22 protein-coding genes and 1 pseudogene are annotated in these 24,011 nt (G+C 61.1%); 8 read left to right on the top strand and 15 right to left on the bottom strand.

The window, feature by feature from the left end; genetic code table 11:
- Positions 1 to 42 precede the first annotated feature (42 nt).
- The 8 genes and pseudogenes from hisI (at position 43) to NQL71_RS36770 (ending at position 5,026) form a co-directional block, all read left to right on the top strand.
- Positions 43 to 444, top strand: coding sequence for a phosphoribosyl-AMP cyclohydrolase (gene hisI, locus NQL71_RS10970; protein ID WP_046816940.1), 402 nt, complete (start codon positions 43 to 45; stop codon positions 442 to 444).
- Complete coding sequence (locus NQL71_RS10965; RefSeq protein WP_046816939.1) at positions 437 to 769, top strand: phosphoribosyl-ATP diphosphatase; 333 nt, start codon at positions 437 to 439, stop codon at positions 767 to 769. The genes hisI and NQL71_RS10965 overlap by 8 nt, the downstream gene beginning before the upstream one ends.
- Before the next feature lie 25 nt (positions 770 to 794).
- Positions 795 to 1,067 carry a twin-arginine translocase TatA/TatE family subunit gene (locus tag NQL71_RS10960; protein ID WP_046816938.1) on the top strand — a complete coding sequence of 91 codons (273 nt, stop codon included), beginning with the start codon at positions 795 to 797 and terminating at the stop codon, positions 1,065 to 1,067.
- Between the two features lie 10 nt (positions 1,068 to 1,077).
- Entirely contained in the window at positions 1,078 to 1,518 is a 441-nt protein-coding gene (tatB, locus tag NQL71_RS10955) for a Sec-independent protein translocase protein TatB (RefSeq protein ID WP_274642641.1), read from the top strand.
- Positions 1,515 to 2,309 (top strand): twin-arginine translocase subunit TatC, encoded by a 795-nt coding sequence (gene tatC / locus NQL71_RS10950; protein ID WP_008058092.1) that lies wholly within the window; start codon positions 1,515 to 1,517, stop codon positions 2,307 to 2,309. Before tatB ends, tatC begins: the two co-directional genes overlap by 4 nt.
- Positions 2,306 to 3,013: a 16S rRNA (uracil(1498)-N(3))-methyltransferase gene (locus NQL71_RS10945; protein WP_046816935.1), complete on the top strand. Its 708-nt coding sequence runs from the start codon at positions 2,306 to 2,308 to the stop codon at positions 3,011 to 3,013. The genes tatC and NQL71_RS10945 overlap by 4 nt, the downstream gene beginning before the upstream one ends.
- Positions 3,014 to 3,109: 96 nt before the next feature.
- Positions 3,110 to 4,168 (top strand): annotated as a pseudogene (locus tag NQL71_RS36775) (methyl-accepting chemotaxis protein); the annotation flags it as partial.
- Positions 4,163 to 5,026 carry a methyl-accepting chemotaxis protein gene (locus NQL71_RS36770; RefSeq protein ID WP_425520682.1) on the top strand — a complete coding sequence of 288 codons (864 nt, stop codon included), beginning with the start codon at positions 4,163 to 4,165 and terminating at the stop codon, positions 5,024 to 5,026. The pseudogene NQL71_RS36775 and the gene NQL71_RS36770, both read left to right, overlap by 6 nt.
- 133 nt (positions 5,027 to 5,159) lie before the next feature.
- Here the strand turns inward: NQL71_RS36770 and NQL71_RS10935 are convergent, their stop codons facing one another.
- The 15 genes from NQL71_RS10935 to NQL71_RS10865 form a co-directional block, all read right to left on the bottom strand.
- Positions 5,160 to 5,894: an amino acid ABC transporter ATP-binding protein gene (locus NQL71_RS10935; protein ID WP_077185460.1), complete on the bottom strand. Its 735-nt coding sequence runs from the start codon at positions 5,892 to 5,894 to the stop codon at positions 5,160 to 5,162.
- Positions 5,887 to 6,846, bottom strand: coding sequence for an amino acid ABC transporter permease (locus NQL71_RS10930; RefSeq protein WP_046816932.1), 960 nt, complete (start codon positions 6,844 to 6,846; stop codon positions 5,887 to 5,889). Before NQL71_RS10930 ends, NQL71_RS10935 begins: the two co-directional genes overlap by 8 nt.
- A gap of 139 nt (positions 6,847 to 6,985) precedes the next feature.
- Positions 6,986 to 7,783, bottom strand: a complete 798-nt coding sequence (locus NQL71_RS10925; RefSeq protein ID WP_046816931.1) for a transporter substrate-binding domain-containing protein — start codon at positions 7,781 to 7,783, stop codon at positions 6,986 to 6,988.
- 214 nt (positions 7,784 to 7,997) lie between these two features.
- A complete protein-coding gene (mdoH, locus tag NQL71_RS10920; protein ID WP_046816930.1) occupies positions 7,998 to 10,568 on the bottom strand; it encodes a glucans biosynthesis glucosyltransferase MdoH in 2,571 nt (856 codons plus the stop codon).
- Entirely contained in the window at positions 10,561 to 12,378 is a 1,818-nt protein-coding gene (locus NQL71_RS10915) for a glucan biosynthesis protein G (RefSeq protein WP_046816929.1), read from the bottom strand. The genes mdoH and NQL71_RS10915 overlap by 8 nt, the downstream gene beginning before the upstream one ends.
- A gap of 321 nt (positions 12,379 to 12,699) precedes the next feature.
- Positions 12,700 to 13,137: a D-aminoacyl-tRNA deacylase gene (gene dtd, locus NQL71_RS10910; protein WP_077185462.1), complete on the bottom strand. Its 438-nt coding sequence runs from the start codon at positions 13,135 to 13,137 to the stop codon at positions 12,700 to 12,702.
- Entirely contained in the window at positions 13,134 to 14,105 is a 972-nt protein-coding gene (gene pip, locus NQL71_RS10905) for a prolyl aminopeptidase (protein ID WP_046816927.1), read from the bottom strand. Before pip ends, dtd begins: the two co-directional genes overlap by 4 nt.
- 173 nt (positions 14,106 to 14,278) lie before the next feature.
- On the bottom strand, positions 14,279 to 15,082 hold the full coding sequence (gene hutG / locus NQL71_RS10900) for an N-formylglutamate deformylase (protein WP_046816926.1): 804 nt from the start codon (positions 15,080 to 15,082) through the stop codon (positions 14,279 to 14,281).
- Between the two features lie 10 nt (positions 15,083 to 15,092).
- Positions 15,093 to 16,298, bottom strand: a complete 1,206-nt coding sequence (gene hutI, locus NQL71_RS10895) for an imidazolonepropionase (RefSeq protein ID WP_046816925.1) — start codon at positions 16,296 to 16,298, stop codon at positions 15,093 to 15,095.
- A gap of 99 nt (positions 16,299 to 16,397) precedes the next feature.
- Entirely contained in the window at positions 16,398 to 17,930 is a 1,533-nt protein-coding gene (gene hutH / locus NQL71_RS10890; protein ID WP_046816924.1) for a histidine ammonia-lyase, read from the bottom strand.
- 117 nt (positions 17,931 to 18,047) lie between these two features.
- Positions 18,048 to 19,571 (bottom strand): histidine ammonia-lyase, encoded by a 1,524-nt coding sequence (hutH, locus tag NQL71_RS10885; protein WP_046816923.1) that lies wholly within the window; start codon positions 19,569 to 19,571, stop codon positions 18,048 to 18,050.
- 134 nt (positions 19,572 to 19,705) lie between these two features.
- On the bottom strand, positions 19,706 to 20,536 hold the full coding sequence (locus tag NQL71_RS10880) for a quaternary amine ABC transporter ATP-binding protein (protein ID WP_052760638.1): 831 nt from the start codon (positions 20,534 to 20,536) through the stop codon (positions 19,706 to 19,708).
- Positions 20,533 to 21,384, bottom strand: coding sequence for an ABC transporter permease (locus NQL71_RS10875; RefSeq protein ID WP_046816922.1), 852 nt, complete (start codon positions 21,382 to 21,384; stop codon positions 20,533 to 20,535). The genes NQL71_RS10880 and NQL71_RS10875 overlap by 4 nt, the downstream gene beginning before the upstream one ends.
- A gap of 70 nt (positions 21,385 to 21,454) precedes the next feature.
- The gene (locus NQL71_RS10870) at positions 21,455 to 22,423 is read right to left on the bottom strand and encodes an ABC transporter substrate-binding protein (protein ID WP_046816921.1); all 969 of its coding nucleotides are present in this window, start codon (positions 22,421 to 22,423) and stop codon (positions 21,455 to 21,457) included.
- A 69-nt stretch (positions 22,424 to 22,492) separates the two neighbouring features.
- Positions 22,493 to 23,962, bottom strand: coding sequence for a purine-cytosine permease family protein (locus NQL71_RS10865; RefSeq protein ID WP_046816920.1), 1,470 nt, complete (start codon positions 23,960 to 23,962; stop codon positions 22,493 to 22,495).
- Positions 23,963 to 24,011: the final 49 nt, after the last annotated feature.

The following is a 24,011-nucleotide window of genomic DNA, read 5'->3' as shown; positions in this document are numbered from 1 at the left end:
AGCCTGACTCATGAAGTGTCGGGCTCGCTGTCGGAGTCGAAGATGAAAAACTGGCTGGACGAGATCAAATGGGATGCCGACGGCCTGGTGCCGGCGATTGCCCAGGACCACAAGACCGGGCGCGTCCTGATGATGGCCTGGATGAACCGCGAAGCACTGGAACTGACGGCCGCCGAGAACCGCGCCATCTACTGGTCGCGCTCGCGTGGCAAGCTGTGGCGCAAGGGCGAAGAATCCGGCCACGTGCAGACCCTGCATGAGATGCGCCTGGACTGTGACGCCGACGTGATCATCCTGATGGTCGAGCAGATCGGCGATATCGCCTGTCATACCGGCCGCCAGAGCTGCTTCTACCGCGTCTTTGAGAACGGCGACTGGACAACCGTCGACCCGGTCCTGAAAGATCCGCACGCCATCTATTCCGCAGGACACAAACATGAGTGACACTCTGACCCGTCTGGCCCAGGTACTGGAAGAGCGCAAAGGCGCCGCCGCCGATAGCTCGTATGTCGCCAGCCTGTACCACAAGGGCTTGAACAAGATTCTGGAAAAAGTCGGCGAAGAGTCGGTCGAGACCATCATTGCCGCCAAGGACGCCGCCGTCAGCGGCGACTGCAGCGATGTGATCTACGAAACCGCCGATCTGTGGTTCCACAGCATGGTCATGCTCGCCCAATTGGGGCAGCATCCCCAAGCTGTACTCGATGAACTGGACCGTCGCTTCGGTCTGTCCGGACACGCCGAGAAAGCCTCGCGCCCGTCCGCCTGAATAACTATTAGAGAGGAGCAGCAGCATGGGCATTTTTGACTGGAAACACTGGGTCGTCATCCTGGTTGTCGTGGTACTGGTATTCGGCACCAAGAAACTGAAAAACCTCGGCACCGACGTCGGCGAATCGATCAAGGGCTTCAAGAAAGCCATGAACGACGACGAAAAACCCGCCGAGCCCACCGTGACTCCGGCCCAACCGGTGCCGCCGGTACAGCCCCAGGCTTCGGTGAACCAGCCGCACACCATCGACGTGCAGGCACAGAAAGTCGAAGAGCCGATCCGCAAAGACGTGTGAGCACTGACTAATGTTTGGTATCAGCTTCTCTGAACTGCTGCTCGTCGGCCTCGTCGCCCTGCTGGTGCTGGGCCCCGAGCGCCTGCCGGGCGCTGCGCGCACCGCCGGCCTGTGGGTCGGGCGCCTCAAGCGCAGCTTCAATGCGATCAAACAGGAAGTTGAACGTGAAATCGGTGCCGACGAGATTCGTCGGCAACTGCACAACGAGCACATCCTGTCGCTTGAACAGGAGGCCCGCAAGATCTTCTCGCCGACCCAGCAGCAGCCGACGCCAGTCGAGCCTGTGGCGACGCAGACGATCGATGCACCTGTCGTTGAATCTGCACCTGTCGCAGCCGCGCCTGTCGAAGCAGCACCTGCTGCGGCGACGCCGACCTCTCCCGTTGCACCTGCGGCTGCGCCCGTTGCGCCGGCCCCACATGACCCAACACTGCCGCCGCGAGCCCCATGAGCGATCTTCCTGAAAACGACCAGCACATGCCGCTGGTTTCGCACCTCACCGAGTTGCGTACCCGCCTGCTGCGCTGCGTAGCGGCAATTTTCATCATCTTTGCCGGGCTGTTCGCCTTTACCCAGCAAATCTACACCTTCGTCTCGACACCGCTGCGGGCGTACCTGCCCGCTGGCGCGACGATGATTGCCACCGATGTGTCGTCGCCGTTCCTGACGCCACTGAAGTTGACCATGATGGTGTCGCTGTTCCTGGCCATCCCGGTGATCCTGCACCAGATCTGGGGCTTCATCGCACCGGGCCTGTACAAGCACGAGAAGCGCATCGCCGTGCCCTTGCTGTGCTCGAGCATCGTGCTGTTTTACGCCGGCATGGCGTTCGCCTATTTCCTGGTGTTCCCGCTGATCTTCAAGTTCTTCGCCGCCGCCACCCCGGCCGGTGTGGAAATGATGACCGACATCACCAGCTACCTCGATTTCGTCATGACGCTGTTCTTCGCCTTCGGCGTGGCATTCGAAATACCGGTGGCCGTGGTGCTGCTGGTGTGGATCGGCGTGGTCGACGTCAAGTACCTGAAGAAAATCCGCCCGTACGTGATCATCGGCTGCTTCGTGGTCGGCATGATCCTGACCCCGCCGGACATCTTCTCGCAGACCCTGTTGGCGGTACCGATGTGGCTGCTGTTTGAAATCGGCATCCTGTTTGGCAGCCTGATCAGCAAGCGCGGCGAGCATCCGGACGACCAGCCTGCCGACGATAACAACGACCAGCCGCCAGCGACCCAACCGTGAACCTGCTGCTCCTTGAAGAGGCCGACTTCATTGCGGTCGACCGGGTGGTGCTGCGCGATCGCCGTTTGACCCACATGCAGGAAGTCCATCGCTGTGAAGTCGGGGACAGCATGCGTGTCGGACGCATCGGCGGCCTGATGGGCTCGGCCGAGGTCCTGCGCCTGGACGCCAACGAGGCGGAACTGCGCGTCACCCTCGACCAGCCTCCTCCCGCCAAGCTGCCGTTGACCCTGGTCCTGGCCCTACCACGCCCCAAGATGCTGCGCAGGGTGTTCCAGACCGTCGCGGCCATGGGTGTGCCCCGTGTCGTGCTGGTGAACAGCTATCGCGTCGAGAAGAGCTTCTGGCAGACCCCGTTCCTGGAGCCCGAGGCCATTCGCGAGCAATTGATCCTCGGCCTTGAACAGGCCAGGGACAGCGTGTTGCCGCAAGTCGTGATCGAGAAGCGCTTCAAGCCGTTCGTCGAAGATCGCCTGCCTGCCATCACCGAGGGCACCCTCGGCCTGGTTGGTCATCCCGGCCAATACCCGCCCTGCCCCCGCGCGCTGACCGAGCCGGTGACCCTGGCCATTGGCCCGGAAGGGGGGTGGATCCCCTACGAGATCGACTTGCTGGGCAAATCCGGCCTGCAACCGGTGCAACTGGGCGAGCGCATCCTGCGCGTGGAAACCGCCGTCACGGCGTTGCTGGCCCGCCTCTTCTAACAGCTGCTCCCGCTTGTCAGATAGCGCCTATAGATTGCCGGCCTGCAGCCGATATAACGCCCATGAAACCAATATGTGGTCCAAGGGAGTTACAGCATGTACCAATGGCTGGCCGATAAACTGGGAAACGTTAGCGTAAACCGCAAGCTGGGCGTCGGCTTCGGTCTTGTGCTGCTGTTGACGATGCTGATCACCTTCACCGGCTGGACCGGCCTGAGCGACGTGACCCGCCGCGGTGATACGCTGGGGTTCATCTCCGAGATCAACGGAATGACCAAGGACCTGCGCATCGCCCGCCTGGATTACGAAATGCGCCGCGGCGAACAGGGCCCCGGTGCCGTCACTGATATGCTGGGCAAGCTCGATACCAGCCTGCAAGCGGCTCGCAAGATGATCGAGCAACCCGCCGACGTGGCCATGATCGACCAGCAACTGGCCGCCGTCAGCCAATACAAGCAAGCCTTCGCCACCCTGACCCAGGTCAGCGCCAGCCGCGAAGACGCCCGCAGCAAACTGGGCGCCACCGCCGACAATGCCGTGGCCAAAGTCGCCGAAGTGGAAAAATCCATGCTGCAAGGCGACAGCGTGGCGCAGTTCAACAGCGTGATCGACCTGAGCAAACTGATCCAGCAGGCGCGCTTCCAGGTGCGTGGCTACACCTATAGCGGCAAGGCCGAGGCCGAACAGCCGGCGCTGGACGCCATCGACAACGCCCTGAAATATCTGCAAAGCCTGCCGTCGCAGCTGCCGGAACAACACATCGGTAACCTGCAGCAAGCGACCGACTCCCTCAAGGCCTACCGCGCCGCGGTCAGCCAGTATCATGATTCCCAGACCGCCAGCGCCGACGCCTTCAAGCACATGGCTGCCCAGGGCGAAATTCTGCTCAATGTCAGCAACAAGCTCACCGTCTCGCAAACCCTGGTGCGCGATACCGACGTAGCGCACGCCAAGAACATGCTGTTGCTGGCCACCGTCCTGGCGCTGGTCTTTGGCCTGTTTGCCGCCTGGGCCATCACCCGGCAGATCGTCATTCCGCTGAACCAGACCCTCAAGGCGGCCGAGCGCATTGCCGCCGGCGACCTGACCCACAACCTGCTGTCCCAGCGTCAGGACGAACTTGGCCAACTGCAACGGGCCATCCAGAGCATGACCCTGGGCTTGCGTGAACTGATCGGCGGGATCAGCGATGGCGTTACGCAAATTGCCAGCGCCGCGGAAGAACTGTCCGCCGTCACCGAGCAAACCAGCGCCGGTGTCACCAACCAGAAGGTCGAGACAGACCAGGTGGCCACCGCCATGAATGAAATGACCGCCACGGTGCAGGAAGTCGCGCGCAACGCCGAGGAAGCCTCCGAGGCCGCCGTCGCTGCCGATCAACAGGCCCGCGAAGGCGACAAGGTGGTAGGCGAAGCCATCGCCCAGATCGAGCGCCTGGCCCTGGAAGTGGGTCACTCCACCGAGGCCATGGGCGAGCTCAAGCGCGAAAGCGACAAGATCGGCAGTGTGCTCGACGTGATCAAGTCCGTCGCCCAGCAAACCAACCTGCTGGCGCTCAACGCAGCCATCGAAGCGGCCCGCGCTGGCGAGGCCGGACGCGGTTTTGCGGTCGTCGCCGACGAAGTTCGCAGCCTGGCGCAACGCACCCAGAAGTCCACCGAAGAGATCGAAGAGCTGATCGTCGGCCTGCAAAACGGCACGCAGCATGTCGCGAACATCATGGACAACAGTCGCGCCCTCACCGACAGCAGCGTGGAATTGACCCGTCGCGCCGGCGGCTCACTGGAGAACATCACCCGCACGGTGTCGGCGATCCAGGCAATGAACCAGCAGATTGCCGCCGCTGCAGAACAGCAGAGCGCCGTGGCCGAAGAGATCAACCGCAGCGTGCTGAATGTACGCGATGTGTCGGACCAGACGTCCGCAGCGAGCGAAGAGACGGCGGCGTCCAGCATTGAGCTGGCGCGGCTGGGGACGCATTTGCAGATGCTGGTGGGCCGGTTCAGGGTTTGAAGAGATTCATAGAGGTGATGCTATCGCGAGCAGGCTCGCCCCCACAGACTTTGTAGTAGACACATACTCTGTGTTCACCCGAACTACTGTGGGAGCGAGCCTGCTCGCGAAGGCGGCCAAGAGGCCGGTGAAATTAAAGGACCTGACGAAGGAAGGCCTGCGCCCGCGGATCCTTCGGCGCATCGAAGAACTGCGCGGGCGAGGCGTCTTCCAGCAGCTTGCCGTGATCGAAGAACAGCACCCGATCCGCTACTTCCCGGGCAAAGCCCATTTCGTGGGTGACGCAGACCATGGTCATGCCTTCCACGGCCAGGTTTTTCATCACGTCCAGCACTTCACCGACCATTTCCGGGTCCAGCGCCGAGGTCGGCTCATCGAAGAGCATGACCTTCGGCTCCATCGCCAGCGCGCGGGCAATCGCCACCCGCTGTTGCTGACCGCCGGACAATCGCGATGGAAATTCGTTGGCCTTCTGCGCGATCCCGACCTTCTCCAGCAGCACCATGGCCTTGGCCTCGCGCTCTTTCTTGCCGCGCTTGCGCACGACCTTCTGCGCCAGGCAGAGGTTTTCCAACACGGTCATGTGCGGGAACAGGTTGAAATGCTGGAACACCATGCCGACTTCGCGACGATAGGCGTTCACATCGGTTTTAGGGTCGGCCAGTTGCAGGCCATCGATGCTCACCGAACCCGAATCGAACTCTTCCAGGCCATTGAGGCAGCGCAAGAAGGTCGACTTGCCGGAGCCGGACGGACCGATCACCACCAGCACCTCGCCCTTGGCGACGTTCGTACTGACGTTGTCCACCGCCCGCACCACCTGACCACGGGTGTCATAGACTTTTACCAGATCGCGGACTTCAATCACTTTGCGCGAGCCTCCGCTCAAGCCGACTGGCGATTTTCGACAGCGGCAGGTTGATCAACAGGTACAGGCCAGCAACGCAGAACAGGATTTCGAACGGCGAGAACGAGGTGGTGATGACTTCACGACCACTTTTGAGCAGCTCGGTAATCGCAATCACCGACACCAGCGATGTGTCTTTCACCAGGCTGATGAACTGCCCGGCCAACGGTGGCAACACGCGCTTGAACGCTTGCGGCAACACCACATGGCGCATCGACTGCCCCGCACTCAAGCCCAGGGAACGTGCGGCTTCGTTCTGGCCACGGGCAATCGACTGCACACCGGAGCGGATGATCTCTGCGACGTAGGCGCCAGTGAACAGCGACAGCGCGGCGATCCCGGCGAACTCCCGGGACAGGTTCATCACGGTGCCGATGAAGAAGTAGAAAATGAAGATCTGCACCAGCAGCGGCGTACCGCGTACCAGTTCGACGTAGATGGTCGAGAGATCGCGCAGGGTCGGGTTGTTCGACAGCCGGCACAGGCCCGTCGCCAGGCCGATCAACAGCCCGAGCACACCGGACACCACCGACAGCCACAACGTGGTCCAGAGCCCCCACAACAACGGTCCGGCGGCCCAATGACGGGTGACGCCAATCACATCGCCTTCGGCCACGTCATCGCCCTGGGCGACTTGCAGGCTATTGTCGTCGACGGTCATGTGCTGCTCGTCGCCCGCGTCATTGCGCAGGGTGACTTCAGCCTTGTCGCCCTTGCGCACCAGTTCGCTGACGGTGGAGATGTCGGCGGCGCGCTGGGACTCTTCGGCGTGGTAGGCAAAGTACTGGGGTACGCGATTCCAGCGCCATTCGTAGGACATCAGCGAGGTGGCGTAATACAACGCGCCGGCAAGGCCGATCAACACCAGCACGGTCAGCACGTGCCAGGGCCATTGGGCTTTTTTCTGTTTCATGAACGCTTCTCTGATTCGCTCGTTCCCACGCTCTGCGTGGGAATGCATCCTGTGACGCTCTGCGTCACGCTTGCGAAGGGACGCGGAGCGTCCCGGGCGGCATTCCCACGCAGAGCGTGGGAACGATCAAGTAGAGGTGTTACTCCATGTCCTTCTGCCAGGCGGTGTCTTTGAACCACTTGTCATGGATACGATCGTAGGTGCCGTCTTCGTGGATCTGGTGCAGGAAGTTGTTGATGAAGTTGATGCTGTCGTAGTCACCCTTCTTCAGCCCGAACGCCAGCGGCTCGTAAGTGAACGGCTTGTCGAGGAACACCAGTTTGCCGTTGCCGACCTTGTTCACGGCGACAACGTTGTACGGCGCGTCGTAGATGAAGGCGTCGGCCTTGCCGTTGACCACGTCGAGCACCGCTTCCTGCTCATTGTCGTAGCCGTGGTACTTGGCCTTGGCAATCAGTTTTTTGGCGACCATTTCGCCGGTGGTGCCCAGCTTGGAGGTGATGCGATAGTCGGCGGTGTTCAGGTCTTTGTAGGACTTGATGGTGCCTTCCAGTTCCTTGCGGATCAGCAGGGTCTGGCCGACGACGATGAAGGGTTCGCTGAAATTCAGGCGCAGGTTGCGTTCCTGGGTCAGGGTCATGCCGCTGCCGATCATGTCGAACTTGTCGGTCAGCAAAGCCGGGATGATGCCGTCATAGCCGGTGGACACCAGCTCCAGCTTGACGCCCATGGCCTTGGTCATGGCTTTGAGGATGTCGACTTCGAATCCGATGATCTCGCCACGTTTGTTGGTCATTTCGAACGGCATGTAGGTCGGGTCCATACCGACTTTCAAGGTGCCGCGCTTGACCGCGTCATCAATGGCACCGGCCTGCGCCGCGCTGACTGCAACCAGTGCTGTGACGCCGACCAGCAGCATCGACAGATACTTCTTCATCTTAATCCCCCAAAACCATGACGTTTGCGGCGCGAAATCGACAGTTCCCCAAGGAAAACAGGCAGATACGGACACAAAACGGTCCGGGCGCACCAATTCGGGGACGGATGCTAACGCACTCGACAAGGGTTTGCGTGGGAATTGTTGGTGATCATGATCGTTCCCACGCTCTGCGTGGGAGCAATCAAGCCCCGCTATCAAGCGGGGCTTTTCATCAGGCCGGTTGGGCTTGAACGATCAGCGGTTGGAGCGGTAACAGCGGAGCGTGCGGATCGGCCTGGACCGACTTGCGCCACGCACCCAGCCACTCGGGGTGACCTTCGCTCCAGATCTGCTCATGCAAACGAGCCAATGCCACCGGATCGCTCAGCAGTTGCACACGCTCATTGTTGGTCAGGCCTTCAGGCCCGACTTTCATGGCGTGGCGCACCCGCTCGACCCGCAGCCATTCGATCGGCTCGGCCTCACGGTGACGCGAGGTCGCCAGCGAGCATGCCAGGGCATTCTGCTGCGGATCGACCACCGCACGGATAAAGCCGTCATTCAGCGCATGCCAGCGGTTTTCGTGGGTGTATTGGTCGGTGGCCAGCAGTGCCTGCGGTGGATTGTATTCCTCCGGAATCAGGAACAGGCTCTCGTCGCGGGACTTCAGGCCCAGGCCGACACGACTGGAAATCACCGACACCGGGATCGACAGCATCAGAGAACCGACAATCGGCACCAGCCACCACAGGAAGCTCGGGTTCAGCCAGATCACCAGCAGTGCCCAGAAGAAGCCCAGCAAGGTCTGCGGGCCGTGGCGCTTGACCGCCTCGCTCCATGGCGTGGAGTCGTCGTCACGCTGCGGCGAGTTCCAGGTCGCGGCCCAGCCGAGGAACGCGGCGAGCACGAAACGGGTGTGGAAAATCATCCGCACCGGCGCCAGCAGCATGGAAAACAGCATCTCCAGCAGCATCGACAAGGTCACCTTGAGCTTGCCGCCGAACTCTTTCGCGCCCTTGGCCCAGATCAGGATGACGCTCAACAGTTTTGGCAGGAACAGCAGCACGACCGTGGTCGAGAACAGCGCGATTGCCTTGTCCGGATGCCATTGTGGCCACAATGGATAAAGCTGGCGCGGTTCGAGGAAGTACTGCGGCTCCATCAGCGTGTTGACTGCCAGCAGCGCCGTAGACAGCACCAGGAAGAAGAACCACAAGGGCGCCGACAGGTAGGACATCACGCCGGTCAGGAACACTGCGCGGTGCACCGGGTGCATGCCTTTCACGAGGAACAGGCGGAAGTTCATCAGGTTGCCGTGGCACCAGCGGCGATCACGCTTGAGTTCGTCCAGCAGGTTCGGCGGCAGCTCTTCGTAGCTGCCCGGCAAGTCGTAGGCAATCCACACACCCCAACCGGCACGGCGCATCAACGCGGCTTCGACGAAGTCGTGAGACAGGATCGCACCGGCAAACGCGCCTTTACCCGGCAACGGCGCCAGGGCGCAGTGCTCGATGAACGGCTTCATGCGGATGATCGCGTTGTGGCCCCAGTAGTGCGATTCGCCCAACTGCCAGAAGTGCAGGCCGGCGGTGAACAGCGGACCGTACACGCGGGTCGCGAACTGCTGCATGCGCGCATACAGGGTGTCCATGCCCGACGCCCGTGGCGCGGTCTGGATGATCCCGGCGTCCGGCGTGGCTTCCATCAGGCGGACCAGGCTGGTCAGGCACTCACCGCTCATCACCGAGTCGGCGTCGAGCACGACCATGTACTTGTAGTCACCCCCCCAGCGCCGGCAGAAGTCGTCGAGGTTGCCGCTTTTACGCTTCACACGACGACGGCGGCGGCGATAGAAAATCTTGCCGAAACCCTTGGCTTCGCGGCAGACGTCCAGCCAGGCCTGTTGCTCGGCGACGCAGATATCCGCGTCGTTACTGTCGCTGAGGACGAAGAAGTCGAAGCGATCCAGGTCACCCGTGGCTGCTACCGACTCGAACGTTGCACGCAGACCGGCAAATACTCGTGGCACGTCTTCGTTGCAGATCGGCATCACCAATGCGGTGCGCGCGTCCTTCGGAATCGGCTCGTTGCCAGCGCTTTTGCCGGAGATGCGGTATTTATCATGACCGGTGAGCAACTCGAGGAAGCCCATCAGTGCAGTCCAGAACCCGGCCGAGACCCAACAGAACAGAATCCCGAACAGGATCAGGATGCTGGTCTGCAAGGCGTACGGCAGCACTTGCGTGGCCGTTTGCAGCAGCGGTTGATGCAGGACTTCTTCCAGGTCGACGAACGACCAGCCCTGATACGGCATGATGCCTTTCATGTACCAGCCGGCGACGATGGTCTGGCCGAGCATCAGTACCAGCAGAATGTAGCGACGGATCGAACCGACCGTGCGCCAGCGCGCCGCTGGCAAGACATTCTCGTCCTTCGGCGGCTTCGGCGGGTTGGTACGCCCGGTCAGGCGACGCCAGCCACGCACCAGGATATTGGTTCGCCATGGCTCCGGCACGACCTTGGTCCGACGAATCGGTGGGGTCGCCTTGAGGACGACCCGACCACTGACGTCAAGCGCCAGCATTTCGGCGTCCTGCAATTCTTCGGCAGTGCTCAGGGTCAGGCGCTTGCCAACCGAAGCCTGGGCAGCGTCGGTCGGGGCGTCAAATGTCGAAGACGACAAACGCTCGTGCAATTCGCTGAAGGACTGGCAGCCCGCGAGTTCCGCGCGCTGCTGGTCGGTCATCGGCAGATGTGCCAGATACTCGGAAAGCGTCTCTGGCTGTACTTGAGAATTACTCATCGGCAGGCAACTGATAACTCCAGGTCTCGGTCAGGACTTCTTCAGTCGGTGCCGATTCCGGTGTGGCTGGGGCCGCGTCGGCAGCAGCAGGCTGCGTGGCGTCTTTGTTGTTTGCCGCGTCCTTGGCATCTGCGACCGGCTTGGCCTCGGCCTGCTTGGCTTCGGCTGCCTTCGCTTCCTTGTCGGCTTTTTCCTGCTGCTTGGCGGCGACCTTGTCGGCCTTGGCAACGGAAGAGTTCGACACGGGCAGAGAAGTCTTGGCCAAATCGGCTGGCACGATGCTCTGCACCAGCGCAGCACGCATCTCGGTGGCCTTGCTCGCGTCCTTGATCTTCATCCGCAGGGTCAGGCGCCAGCCCTTGGTCTCAGGGTTGTAGCGCACGCTGTTTTCCACCAGCTCGGCGTTCTCACCGACGCTGACCTGGCTGCGAACGTCCGCATCTGCCGGCAACGCCGCCAGGGAGGGGCCTTCGAAGTCCACCAGATAGGCAACGCTACCGTCCGGCTGACGAATCAGGTTGGACTGTTTGACGTCACCGGTGGAACGCAGGGTCTGCTTGACCCAGGCGCTGTCCGGGGCATGAATCGAGGCTTCGTCCATGGTCCAGTGCATGCGATAGGCGAAGTCCAGCGGCTGGCCAGGTTCCGGCATCGTGTCCGGGCTCCAGAAAGCCACGATATTGTCGTTGGTTTCGTCGGCAGTCGGAATCTCTACCAGATCGACGGAGCCCTTGCCCCAGTCGCCCTTCGGTTCGATCCAGGCGCTTGGGCGCTTGTCGTAGCGGTCGTCGAGATCTTCGTAGTGGCTGAAGTCACGGCCACGTTGCAGCAAGCCAAAGCCACGCGGGTTCTCAACCGAGAAGTTGCTCACCGCCAGGTGTTTCGGATTGTTCAGCGGACGCCAGATCCACTCGCCGTTACCGGCATGGATGGCCAGGCCGCTGGAATCGTGCAATTCGCGGCGATAGTTCAGCACTTTCGACGGCTGGTTGGCGCCGAACAGGTACATGCTGGTCAACGGCGCGATACCCAGTTTGCCGACCTTGTCACGCAGGAACATCTGCGCCTTGACGTCGACAATGGTGTCGCTGCCCGGACGCAGCGTCAGGCGATAGGCTCCGGTCGCCCGTGGCGAATCCAGCAGGGCGAAGATCACCAGGTGCTTGTCGCCGGGTTTCGGTTGCTGAATCCAGAACTCGCGAAAACGCGGGAATTCTTCACCGGACGGCAAGGCAGTATCGATCGCCATGCCGCGAGCGGACAATCCGTAGACGTGACCCTTGCCGACCACGCGGAAATAACTCGCGCCGAGCATGGTCATGATTTCGTCTTGCTTGTCAGCCTTGTTGATTGGGTACAGGACGCGGAAACCGGCATAACCGAGTTGTTCGGTGGCCTTTGGATCGAACTTGACGTCACCGAAATCGAAACGACTTGGGTCGTACTTGATCTCTTCGACGGTGTTCGCCGTGATTTCGTTGATTTTCACCGGCGTATCGAAATGCATACCCTGGTGATAGAAGGACAGCTTGAACGGGGTCTTCTGATCGGCCCATTCTGCTTTTTCAGTCAGGAAGCGAATTTTCTGATAATCGGCGAATTTCATCTCGCGAAATTCGTTCGGCAGGTTACTGCGCGGAGCTTCGTACTTTTGCCCGGCCAGCTCTTTTGCCTTGACCGATACATCATCCAGACTGAATGCCCAAAGCTGGCCGGCGCTGAGCAGGCACAACAGTGCCGAACCCGCTACCAATGCGCTACGAAACCGTTTGGCAGTCAATTTTGGTGCGTTACAGGGACTAACAATCACGAGCAACCCTCGCCGAAAACAGATCAAAAAACCAACGGCCAGTTAAAGGGCCTGTAGGCATCCGGCATAAAAAAACCGGTCCTGCAGACCACTCTTGCCAAGTTGGCGAGCATTGTTCCGACTCCGCTGGGGCAAAATGATTCCCCAATCGGATCCGGACAAGTCTCTACCTAAGTCAAAATGGACCAACGAACGCTGATCCCCGTAGCGCGCGATTATCTAGTAGGCCGCGTTACAACGCATCAGGGGTAACAAAGTATTTATTGGGAAAAACGCCTGTTTTCAGTCGAAATGCGCTCAAAAAAGATGTTTCAAGCGCTTTCAGGTCTGTAACAGGAAGGTCACAGGGCCGTCATTGACCAAGTGCACCTGCATATCCGCGCCGAATCTACCTGATGCCACAGTGCCATGCACCTGTTTCGCTTTGCCTAATAGATAGTCGAAAAGCTCCTCGCCCAAGGCTGGAGGGGCAGCAGTCGAGAAACTCGGACGCAACCCGCTCTTGGTATCGGCGGCCAGGGTGAACTGCGAGACCAGCAGCAACCCGCCACTCACATCCGCCAAGGACAGGTTCATCTTGCCCTCAGCGTCGCTGAACACTCGATAGTTAAGCAGCTTATTGAGAAGTTTGTCGGCGCTGGCCCGCGTGTCGCCCGGCTCGACGGCTACCAGCACGAGCAAACCCTGGTCGATCGCACCCACCACCTCACCTGCTACCTCGACTCGCGCGCCGCGCACGCGTTGCAACAGGCCCTTCATGCTTCTTCGGGGGCGAGGTCGAGCAGACGCCGGGCCATTCGATCGGCCGCACGCACCAATGCATCGGTAATCCCCGGTTCGGCAGCGGCATGGCCCGCGTCACGGATTATTTGCAGCTCGCTATTGGGCCAAGCCTGGTGAAGTTCCCAGGCGTTATCCAGCGGGCAGATCACGTCATAACGACCGTGGACGATGACGCCTGGCAAATGGGCGATCTTGCCCATGTCGCGAATCAGCTGGTTCGGCTCGAGGAAAGCATTGTTGGTGAAGTAGTGGCATTCGATACGGGCGATGGACAACGCGCGCTGAGGCTCGGAGAAGCGGTCGACCACCAGCGGATTCGGACGCAGGGTGGCGGTGCGACCTTCCCAGGTAGACCAGGCTTTGGCCGCGTGCATCTGGGCGATCTGGTCATTGCCGGTCAGGCGTTTGTGGAAGGCGTTGAGCAGGTCATGGCGCTCGTCCAACGGGATCGGCGCAATGTAGTCTTGCCAGTAATCCGGGAACAGGCGGCTGGCGCCCGCTTGATAGAACCATTCGATTTCCTGCGGACGGCAGAGAAATATCCCGCGCAGGATCAGCCCGTGCACACGCTCCGGGTGGGTTTGCGCGTAGGCCAGCGCCAGGGTTGAACCCCAGGAGCCGCCGAACAGCACCCATTTGTCGATGCCCAGGTGCTGGCGGATCCGCTCGAGGTCGGCGACCAGATCCCAGGTGGTGTTGTTTTCCAGGCTCGCGTGGGGGGTGGAGCGACCGCAACCGCGCTGGTCGAAAGTGACAATGCGGTACAGGTTGGGATCGAAGTAGCACCGACTCGCGGCATCGCAGCCGGCACCGGGGCCGCCGTGAATGAACACCACCGGCAAACCTTGCGGTGAACCGCTTTCGTCGACATACAGCGTGTGGGTCTCGTCGACGGCCAGATCGTGCCGGGCGTGGGGTTTGATCTGCGGGTACAAAGTCTGCATTGCGCACTCCGTAAGGGGGTCGAGGTCATCCCTGGGGGGACTTCTATTATTCTGCCGTTGGGCATCATAAACCCGAATTACGTCAATGAGCATGTCCCCTGTAGGGCTGCCGCAGACTGCGATCTTTTGGGTTTGATTTTTCAGGATCAAAAGATCACAGCCTGCGCCGGGATTCAGCGTTTGTAGCGTTCCTCACCCCACGCGAGCAAACCCTGTAACAACTCTTTCAATACCACACGCGTCGGCTCCGCCAGGTCCGGGCGATAACGGAACGGCTCGAACTCTTCCATGTAGGTGCACTGGCCCAACTCCAGTTGCACGGCATGGATATTTTCTGCCGGATTGCCGTAATGCCGGGTGATGTGGCCGCCCTTGAAGCGCCCGTTCAACACATGGCTGTAATCCGGATGAGCGGCGCAGATGGCTTCCAGCTGACTCGCCAGCTGCGGATCGCAACTGGCGCCATTGAAGGTGCCGAGGTTGAAGTCCGGCAGCTTGCCGTCGAACAGGTGCGGGATGATCGAGCGAATCGAGTGCGCATCGAACAGCAGCGCATAGCCGAACTCGGCTTTGAGTCGCGCCAGCTCGTTCTGCAGCGTGCTGTGATACGGCGTCCAGATTTGCTCCAGATAGGTCGCACGCTCTTCTTTGGAAGGCTCGTGCCCTTCGCGGAACAACGGAATGCCGTCGAACAGTGTCGCCGGGTACAGGCCGGTGGTCGCGCCGACATACAAAGGCTTGTCGTCGGACGGCCGGTTCAGGTCGATGACGAATCGCGAATACTCGGCGGCCAAGGTGCTGGCACCCAGTTCTGCAGCAAAATCGTAAAGCCGGGGGATGTGCCAATCGGTGTCCGGCAGGCTTTTCGCGTCGGGAATCAACCCCGCCTCGACCGCCGGGGTCAGGCGCAGGCCGGCGTGAGGCATGCTGATCAGCAGCGGCACACGGCCTTGTTTGAAATTCAGAACCTTATCCACAACTGTTCTCCTAAACGCTCGTTTCGACGCCGTGACGCACGACGCGTTTTTCCAGGTCTCCGCCCAGCCAGTAGCACAGGTCGGCCGGGCGATCGATTTGCCAGGCAACGAAATCTGCAACCTTGCCCGCCTCCAGCGAACCGTGCGTCTGGGCCATGCCCAACGCGGTCGCCGCATGGATGGTCGCGCCAGCCAGGGCCTCTTCCGGGGTCATGCGGAAACAGGTGCAGGCCATGTTCAACATCAGGCGCAACGACAGCGCTGGCGAGGTGCCGGGGTTGAGGTCGCTGGCAATGGCGATTTTCACGCCATGCTTGCGCAAGGCCTCCATCGGCGGCAACTGGGTCTCGCGCAGGAAGTAAAAGGCGCCAGGCAGCAAAACGGCCACTGTGCCGGATTTGGCCATGGCGATGGCGTCGTCCTCGGTCATGAATTCCAGGTGATCGGCCGACAGTGCGTGGTAACGCGCCGCCAGGCTCGAACCGTGCAGGGACGAGAGTTGCTCGGCGTGCAGCTTCACCGGCAGGCCCAGTGCCTGGGCGGTGATGAACACGCGCTCGACCTGGGCAGGGGAAAACGCCAGGTATTCGCAAAACGCATCCACCGCGTCCACCAGCCCTTCGGCGGCCAGTGCCGGGAGCATTTCGCTGCAAATGTGATCGATGTAATCGTCAGCGCGATCGGCGTATTCCGGCGGCAAGGCGTGCGCCGCCAGGCAGGTGCTGCGTACGCTGACCGGCAGCTCGGCGCCAAGACGCCGGGCTACCCGCAGCATCTTGCGTTCGTTGGCCAGGTCGAGGCCGTAGCCGGATTTGATCTCAATGCTGGTGACGCCATCGCGCATCAGGCTTTTCAGGCGCCTGGCGGCGCTGGCGAACAGTTCGTCTTCACTGGCCGCGCGAGTGGCCCGCACGGTGCTGGCGATGCCGCCGCCGCTTGCGGCGATTTCCGCATAACTGACACCTTGCAGTCGTTTCTCGAATTCGCCACTGCGATTTCCGCCGAACACCGTGTGGGTGTGGCAGTCGATCAGGCCTGGAGTGACCCAGGCCCCGTTCAAATCATTGACCGCCGGGTACTCGCCAGACGGCAGTTCACTGCGCGGGCCGACCCACTCGATGTGCGCACCGGACGTCACGATGGCCGCATCCTCGATGATCGAGTAGACGCCTTGCGTCATGGTTGCGACGTGGCAGTGTTGCCAGAGGGTTTTCATCCCAAGTCCTCGTGTTATTCAAAATCGATTCGCGAGCAGGCTCGCTCCCACATTGAAATGCGTTCTCCTGTGGGAGCGGGCTTGCTCGCGAAGAGGCCCTTACAGGCTAGGAAGCAACTTCGCCGACACCAGCTCGTTCAGGCAACGCGAAGCCAACAACTCGGTCGCCGCATTGATGTCCGGGGCGAAAAAACGGTCCTTCTCATAGAACGGCACTTCGTTACGCAGAATCGCCCGAGCCTTTTCCAGTTTCGGCGAGCTCTTCAGGCCATTGCGCAAGTCCAGGCCCTGCACCGCCGCCAGCCATTCAACAGCGAGAATCCCACGGGTGTTCTCGGCCATTTCCCACAGTCGCTTGCCCGCAGCCGGGGCCATGGACACGTGGTCTTCCTGATTGGCGGAGGTCGGCAGGCTGTCCACCGAATGCGGATGGGAAAGCGCCTTGTTTTCGCTGGCCAGTGCGGCTGCAGTCACTTGGGCGATCATGAAGCCGGAGTTCACGCCACCATTGGCCACCAGGAACGGCGGCAGCTGCGACATGTGCTTGTCCATCATCAGCGAGATGCGGCGCTCGCTCAGGGAGCCGATTTCAGCGATAGCCAGCGCCATGTTGTCAGCGGCCATGGCCACCGGTTCGGCGTGGAAGTTACCGCCGGAAATCACGTCGCCTTCAGCGGCAAACACCAGCGGGTTGTCGGACACGGCGTTGGCTTCGATGGCCAGCACTTCAGCGGCCTGACGGAACTGGGTCAGGCAGGCACCCATGACTTGTGGCTGGCAGCGCAGGGAGTAAGGGTCCTGTACTTTTTCGCAGTTTTCGTGGGAATCGGAAACTTCGCTGCGCTCGCCCAGCAAATCACGATAAGCGGCAGCGGCGTCGATCTGGCCTTTCTGGCCACGAGCGGCGTGGATTCGCACATCGAACGGCGAACGCGAGCCCAACACCGCTTCAACGGTCAGGCCACCGAGCGCCAAGGCTGCGGCGAACAGGTCTTCGCCTTCGAACAGGCCACGCAAAGCAAACGCGGTGGACACCTGGGTACCGTTGAGCAGCGCCAAGCCTTCTTTCGCCGCCAGGGTCAGCGGAGTCAGGCCGGCGACTTTCAGCGCTTCGGTCGCTTCCATCCACTCGCCTTTGTAACGCGCCTTGCCTTCACCCAGCAGTACCAGCGACATATGTGCCAACGGCGCCAGGTCGCCGGATGCACCGACCGAACCTTTGAGCGGAATGTGCGGGTAGACCTCGGCGTTGATCAGGGCGATCAGCGCGTCGATCACTACCCGGCGGATGCCGGAGAAACCACGGCTCAGGCTGTTGACCTTGAGCACCATGATCAACCGCACCAGATCGTCGCTGATCGGCTGGCCGACACCGGCGGCGTGGGACAACACCAGCGAGCGCTGGAGGTTTTCCAGGTCTTCGCTGGCGATGCGGGTCGAAGCCAACAGGCCGAAGCCGGTGTTGATGCCATAGGCGGTGCGGTTCTCGGCGAGGATCTGTTCCACGCAGGCAACGCTGGCTTCGATCTGGGCCGAGGCGCTGTTGTCGAGGGTCAGTGTCACCGGTTGCTGATACACGTCACGCAGTTGGGCGAGGGTCAGCTGGCCAGGGATCAAATTAAGCGCAGTCATTTCATGCTCCTTGTGAGAGTTGTTATTAACTACCAGACGCTCCGGAGATATCCGTTGTCCGTCGCTTCCCCCTTCTTGAGGGGGCTGGCGCCTTGGCACGCTGGTTTTGTAGTGAAATCAGTTCAAATTCGGTAAGGCTTTGTGCAACAAGACAGGGTCTTTCAGAACACTGGCAGCGGCCGCGATATCCGGCGCCAGCCAACGGTCCTGATCGTAGGCCGCAACCCGCTCGCGCAGCAGGCGCCAGGCGGCATCGGTACCGGCGCCGAAGCGTTGCTCCTTGAGGAACTCAAACGCCTGGGCCGCCAGCAGGTACTCGATGGCGAGGATCTGCGTGCAGTTTTCCAGGGCGCGATGCAGCTTGAGCGCGGCGTTAGTGCCCAGGCTCAGGTGATCTTCCTGCAGGCCCGAGGTGACGTAGTTATCAAGCACTGCCGGTTGCGCCAGCTGGCGGTTTTCCGCGCACAGCGAAGCGGCCACGTATTGCACGATCATCATCCCGGAGTTCACCCCGGGGTTGGCCACCAGAAACGCCGGCAAGCCACTGACGTGCGGGTTGATCAATCGGTCGAGACGACGCTCGGCGATGGAGCCGATTTCGGCCATGGCGATGGCCAGCAGGTCCGCCGCCAATGCCACGGACTGGCCGTGCGGGTTGGCCTGGGACACCACGCGGTAGTTGTCTGCGGTGCCCAGCACCAGCGGGTTGTCGGTGGCGCTGTTGAGTTCGGTTTCGATCTGTTTGGTCGCGTGCAGCAGTTGGTCGCGAGCGGCACCGTGCACCTGCGGAATCGAGCGAATGCTCAAGGCATCCTGGGTGCGAATGCCCTTGCTCTGGGCAATCACTTCGCTGCCGTCAAGCAACGCGCGCAGGTTGATGCCCACCTGCTGCATGCCCGGGTGCGGCTTGAGCGCGATGATTTCGGCATCGAACGCGTCGATCTGCCCGCGCTGGGCCTCGAAGCTCATGGCACCGATCACGTCGGCCCAATGCAACAGATGGGCAGCGTCGGCGATCGCCAGGCAGCTCAGGCCGGTCATGCAGGGTGTGCCATTGACCAGGCACAGACCGTCCTTGGCGCCCAGCTTGACCGGTTGCAAGCCTTCTTCAGCCAAGGCCTGGTGCGCGGATACGATCTGCCCGCGATAGCTGACATTGCCGACGCCCAGCAACGCGATGCCGATGTGGGCCATGTGGGTCAGGTAGCCCACGGATCCCTGGGATGGCACTTGCGGGGTGATGCCACGGTTGAGCAACGCCAGCAGCGCTTCGACCACCTGCCGGTGCAGGCCAGACTTGCCGTGGCTGTAGTTGACGACGGCTGCGCACATGATCGAGCGCGCCTGCTCGTTGGACAGCGGCGCGCCGACGCCACAAGCGTGGCTGAGCAAGGTGTTGCGTGACAACTGGCTGAGTTGTTCGTCCTGCAGTGAGACGTTGCACAACGCGCCCAGCCCGGTGTTGATGCCGTAGGCACGCTCGCCGCTGGTGACGATGCGCTGGACGATGGCCTGGGCGTTTTCAATCCGTGCCCAGATCGGTGCCGACAGCTCGAGCTGCGCGCCATGACGGGCGACGGCGACCACGTCCTGCCAAGTAACCTGCGCCTCGGTGATAACGATTTTTTCAGCCTGGGACATCTTCAACCTCATCCAAATATTGATGCAGCTTCACCGCCGCCTTCGCGAGCAAGCCCGCTCCCACAGGGGGATTGCATTCCAAATGTGGGAGCGGGCTTGCTCGCGAAGGGGCCCGAACAGCCACCGAAAATCTCTTAAACCACCGCCGCCCGACGCTGCACGAAGCGGTCGACATATTCATCCGCCGGCGAATGCAGGATCTCTTTCGGCGTGCCGACCTGGATCAGGCGGCCATCCTTGAGGATCGCGATACGGTTGCCGATGCGCACGGCCTCGTCGAGGTCGTGAGTGATGAAGACAATGGTCTTGTGCAGGGTCTTTTGCAGTTCCAGCAACTGGTCCTGCATCTCGGCGCGGATCAGCGGGTCGAGGGCACTGAAGGCTTCGTCCATCAGGATGATGTCAGTGTCCGCCGCCAAGGCCCGGGCCAGGCCCACACGCTGACGCATGCCACCGGAGAGCTGGTGCGGGTACTTGTTTTCGTAGCCCTTGAGGCCCACGGTGTTGATCCAGTGCAGCGCGCGCTCGGCACACATTTGCTTGCTCTCGCCACGGATCTTCAGGCCGTAGGCGACGTTGTCCAGCACGCTCTTGTGCGGCAGCAGGCCGAAGCTCTGGAACACCATGCTGATCTTGCGCCGGCGAAATTCGCGCAGGGCTTCCATGTCGTATTGCAGGATGTCCACACCGTCCACCAGGATCGCGCCGCTGGTCGGGTCGATCAGGCGATTGAAGTGGCGCACCAGGGTGGATTTGCCGGAACCGGACAGGCCCATGATCACGAAGATCTCGCCGCTGCCGATGCTCAGGGACAAATCGTTCACGCCGACCACGCAGCCGGTTTCGGCCAGCACCTGGTCCTTGGTCTTGCCCTGGCCGACCATGGCCAGCGCTTCCTTGGAACGGTTGCCGAAAATCTTGAAGACGTTCTTGACTTCGATCTTGCTCACGGTTGCGTTGTTCATTTGCTCACCTCATGCCGTGCACGACCGTACGCCTGTGTAATGCGGTCGATCACCACGGCCAGAATCACGATCGCCAGACCGGCTTCGAGGCCGCGTCCGACGTTGAGGGTCTGGATCCCCACCAGCACATCTTCGCCCAGGCCACGGGCGCCGATCATCGAGGCGATCACCACCATCGACAGGGCCATCATGGTGGTCTGGTTGATCCCGGCCATGATGCTCGGCAGGGCCAGCGGCAGTTGCACGCCGAACAGTTGCTGCCAACGGTTGGCCCCGAAGGCATTGATCGCCTCCATCACCTCGCCGTCAACCTGGCGAATCCCCAGGTCGGTCAGGCGGATCAGCGGTGGCGCGGCGTAGATCACGGTGGCGAAGATCGCCGGGACCTTGCCCAGGCCGAACAGCATCAGCACCGGGATCAGGTACACGAAGCTCGGCATGGTCTGCATGATGTCCAGCAACGGCATCAGCACCGAACGCAAGCGATTGCTGCGGGCCGAGAGGATGCCCAACGGGACGCCGATCAGTACCGAGATGACCGTCGCCACCATCATCAGCGCCAGGGTCTGCATCAACTTGTCCCAGAGGCCTACCGCACCCACCAGGAACAGCAAACCAACGATGACGGCAGTGGTCACGACCTTGCGGGTCGCGTGCCAGGCCACACCGGCCACGATCGCCAGCATCAGCCACCAGGGTGCGGCACGCAGCAGGCCTTCAAGATTGACGATGGCCCACAGCAGGGTGTCGGAGATGCTGCGGAAAACGTCGCCGTAGTTGGTGACCAGCGAATCGACCCAACCGTTGACCCAGTCGGCGATGGAAAAGGTAAAGCTTTCGGGAAACATAAGAGGCTCTCAATCAAGGGGTTGCGATCAAGCATCCGACTGCCGTTGGCGGCAGCCGGAGAAGCCCGACCTACAAGGCCGCGTCGATTTTCTTGGCTGCGTCTTCACTCACCCATGCATGCCAGACTTCAGGATGTTCCTTCAAGAAGATCTTGGCCAGTTTTGGCGACTCGATCCGCTCTTTGGTCATGCGGCCCAGGTTCTGGTTGAGCAGGTCGATCGGAACGTTGACCTTTTCCAGCACGGCGACCAGTTCCGGCGCTTCGTCGTGGAAGGTCTTGGACAGGCCAACCTTGATATCCACGGTCTTGTTCACACCGGGTTTTTCTTCGAGTTTCACTACGTCGACCTGGCCCATCAGCGGGGTTGGCGACCAGTAGTAGAACAGGATCGGTTCGCCACGCTTGTAGCTCGACAGCACGGCGGCATCGAGTGCCGGGCCGGTGCCTGGGCGGAAGTTGGTGTAGCTGCTTTCCAGGCCGTAGCTTTTCAGCATTTCGCTGTTGTCCAGCTCACAGGTCCAGCCGGCCGGGCAGTTGTAGAAGCGCCCTTTGGAGGGTTCTTCGGCATCCTTGAACACCGCCGAGTATTTGCCCAGGTCGGCGATGTTTTTCAGATCCGGAGCCTTGGCTTCCAGCTTGCGCTTGGCATCGCCTTCGATCACGTAGCGCGGCACGTACCAGCCTTCGATCGCACCAACCACCGGCGCGCCGACACCGACGACCTTGCCGGCCTTCTCGGCCTTGTTCCAGACCTCGCTGCGGCCGACCCATTCTTCGGCAAACACCTGGATGTCGTTGCTGCTCAGGGCGTTTTCCATGGTGATGGAGTTGCCTGGCAAGCTGTCGGTCTTGCAGTCGTAGCCTTTTTCCAAAACCAGTTGCATCACGTCGGTCAGCAACATGGCGCTTTCCCAGTTAAGGCCGGCGAATTTCACCGGTTTGCCCGACTCGCACCAGCCCGCTGCCTGAGTGGCGCCGGCGCTGGCCAGCAGGCCCATGGAAAGCAATGTGGTCAGCAGGGTCTTGTTCGATTTCATTGTAGTGACGCTCCTAATCATGAATTGGCTTACGGCAGTCAAGAGGCATCCAGCCCTGTCCACGTCCAGTCAGGCCTGCGCCGCAGCGCGACCGACAGTCAGCGTTTGTTCGGTGACCACGCCCTGCTCGACCGGCAGGATCAGTTGATCAGGCACTGAGCCGTGCCATTTTTTCGCACACACGTAATACAGGGCTGCGGGAATCACCAGACCAATGATCCAGGAAATATCCACATCGCCCAGAACTGCCACCAGCGGGCCGGTGTAGAACTTGCTGGAGATGAACGGCAGCTGCACCAGCACACCGAAAACATAGACGCTGATACCGAGGGCATTCCAACGGCCGTAGCGACCGTTCGGATCGGACAGCGCCGGTACGTCATAGCGCTCGCGAGTGATGCAGTAGTAATCCACCAGGTTGATCGCGCTCCATGGCGTGAAGAACGCCAGCAGGAACAGGATGAAGGACTTGAACGCACCGAGGAACGAGTGCTGGCCGAGCAACGCCATCAAGGTCGCGGCACCTACGATGGCCAGCACGAAGAGCAGACGCTGCAAGCGCGATACCTTCAGGTCACCACGGAAACCGCTGATGATGGTCGCAATGCACATGAAGCTGCCGTAGGAATTGAGCGTGGAAATGGTCACCTTGCCGAATGCGATGCTGAAGTACAGCAGCGCAGCGGTGGCACCGGTTCCGCCCAGACCAACGATGTAGGCCACTTCGTGGCCGGCGAACTGGCCGTTGGCCGATGCGGCGGCAAACACGCCGAGGATCATCGCCACCTGTGCGCCAATCACCGAACCTGCGCCTGCGGCGAAAAAGGTCTTCACCGAGGAAACCTTGCTCGGCAGGTAGCGGGAGTAGTCAGCCACATAAGGGCCGAAGGCGATCTGCCAGGACGCCGCGAGCGACACCGCGAGCAGGAAGCTGCTCCAGCTGAAGTGACGGATTTGCAACAGTGCGCCAACGTCAACCTGGCTCATCAAGCGGCTGAACAGATAAACAAAGGCAATCACGCCAATGACACTGGCCACACGGCCGATCCAATGGATCACCCGATAACCGAGCACCGTCACCAGCACGATGACACTGGCGAAGATGAGGATGCCAACGCTGTCGCTGACGCCAAACAACTGGCCCAGCGCCTGGCCGGACAGCACGGTTCCCGTTGCGGTGAAGCCCAGGTACATCAGGCACACCAGCACGATCGGGATGGCCGCGCCATATACGCCGAATTGCACGCGACTGGAGATCATCTGCGGCAGGCCGAGCTTGGGCCCTTGCGCGGCATGCAGCGCCATTACCCCACCGCCGATCAGTTGGCCGATCAACAGACCGATCAACGACCAGAACACGTCACCGCCCAACACCACGGCCAGGGCCCCGGTGACAATCGCGGTGATTTGCAGGTTGGCACCCATCCACAAGGTGAACTGGCTAAACAGACGACCGTGTCTTTCCGCCTCCGGGATGTAGTCGATCGAGCGCTTCTCGATCAACGGTTTGTTGCCTGCACGTTCGCTGCTGACAGCCATGGTTCAACCTCTGTGGATTGTTATTCTGGGTTGGTGGTCCCTTGTAGGA

Source organism: Pseudomonas serbica (genome assembly GCF_028823535.1).
In the GTDB taxonomy this organism is placed as follows: domain Bacteria; phylum Pseudomonadota; class Gammaproteobacteria; order Pseudomonadales; family Pseudomonadaceae; genus Aquipseudomonas; species Aquipseudomonas serbica.
Note: the sequence above shows the minus strand (reverse complement) of the source record. Positions and strands in the feature narration are given on the sequence as shown.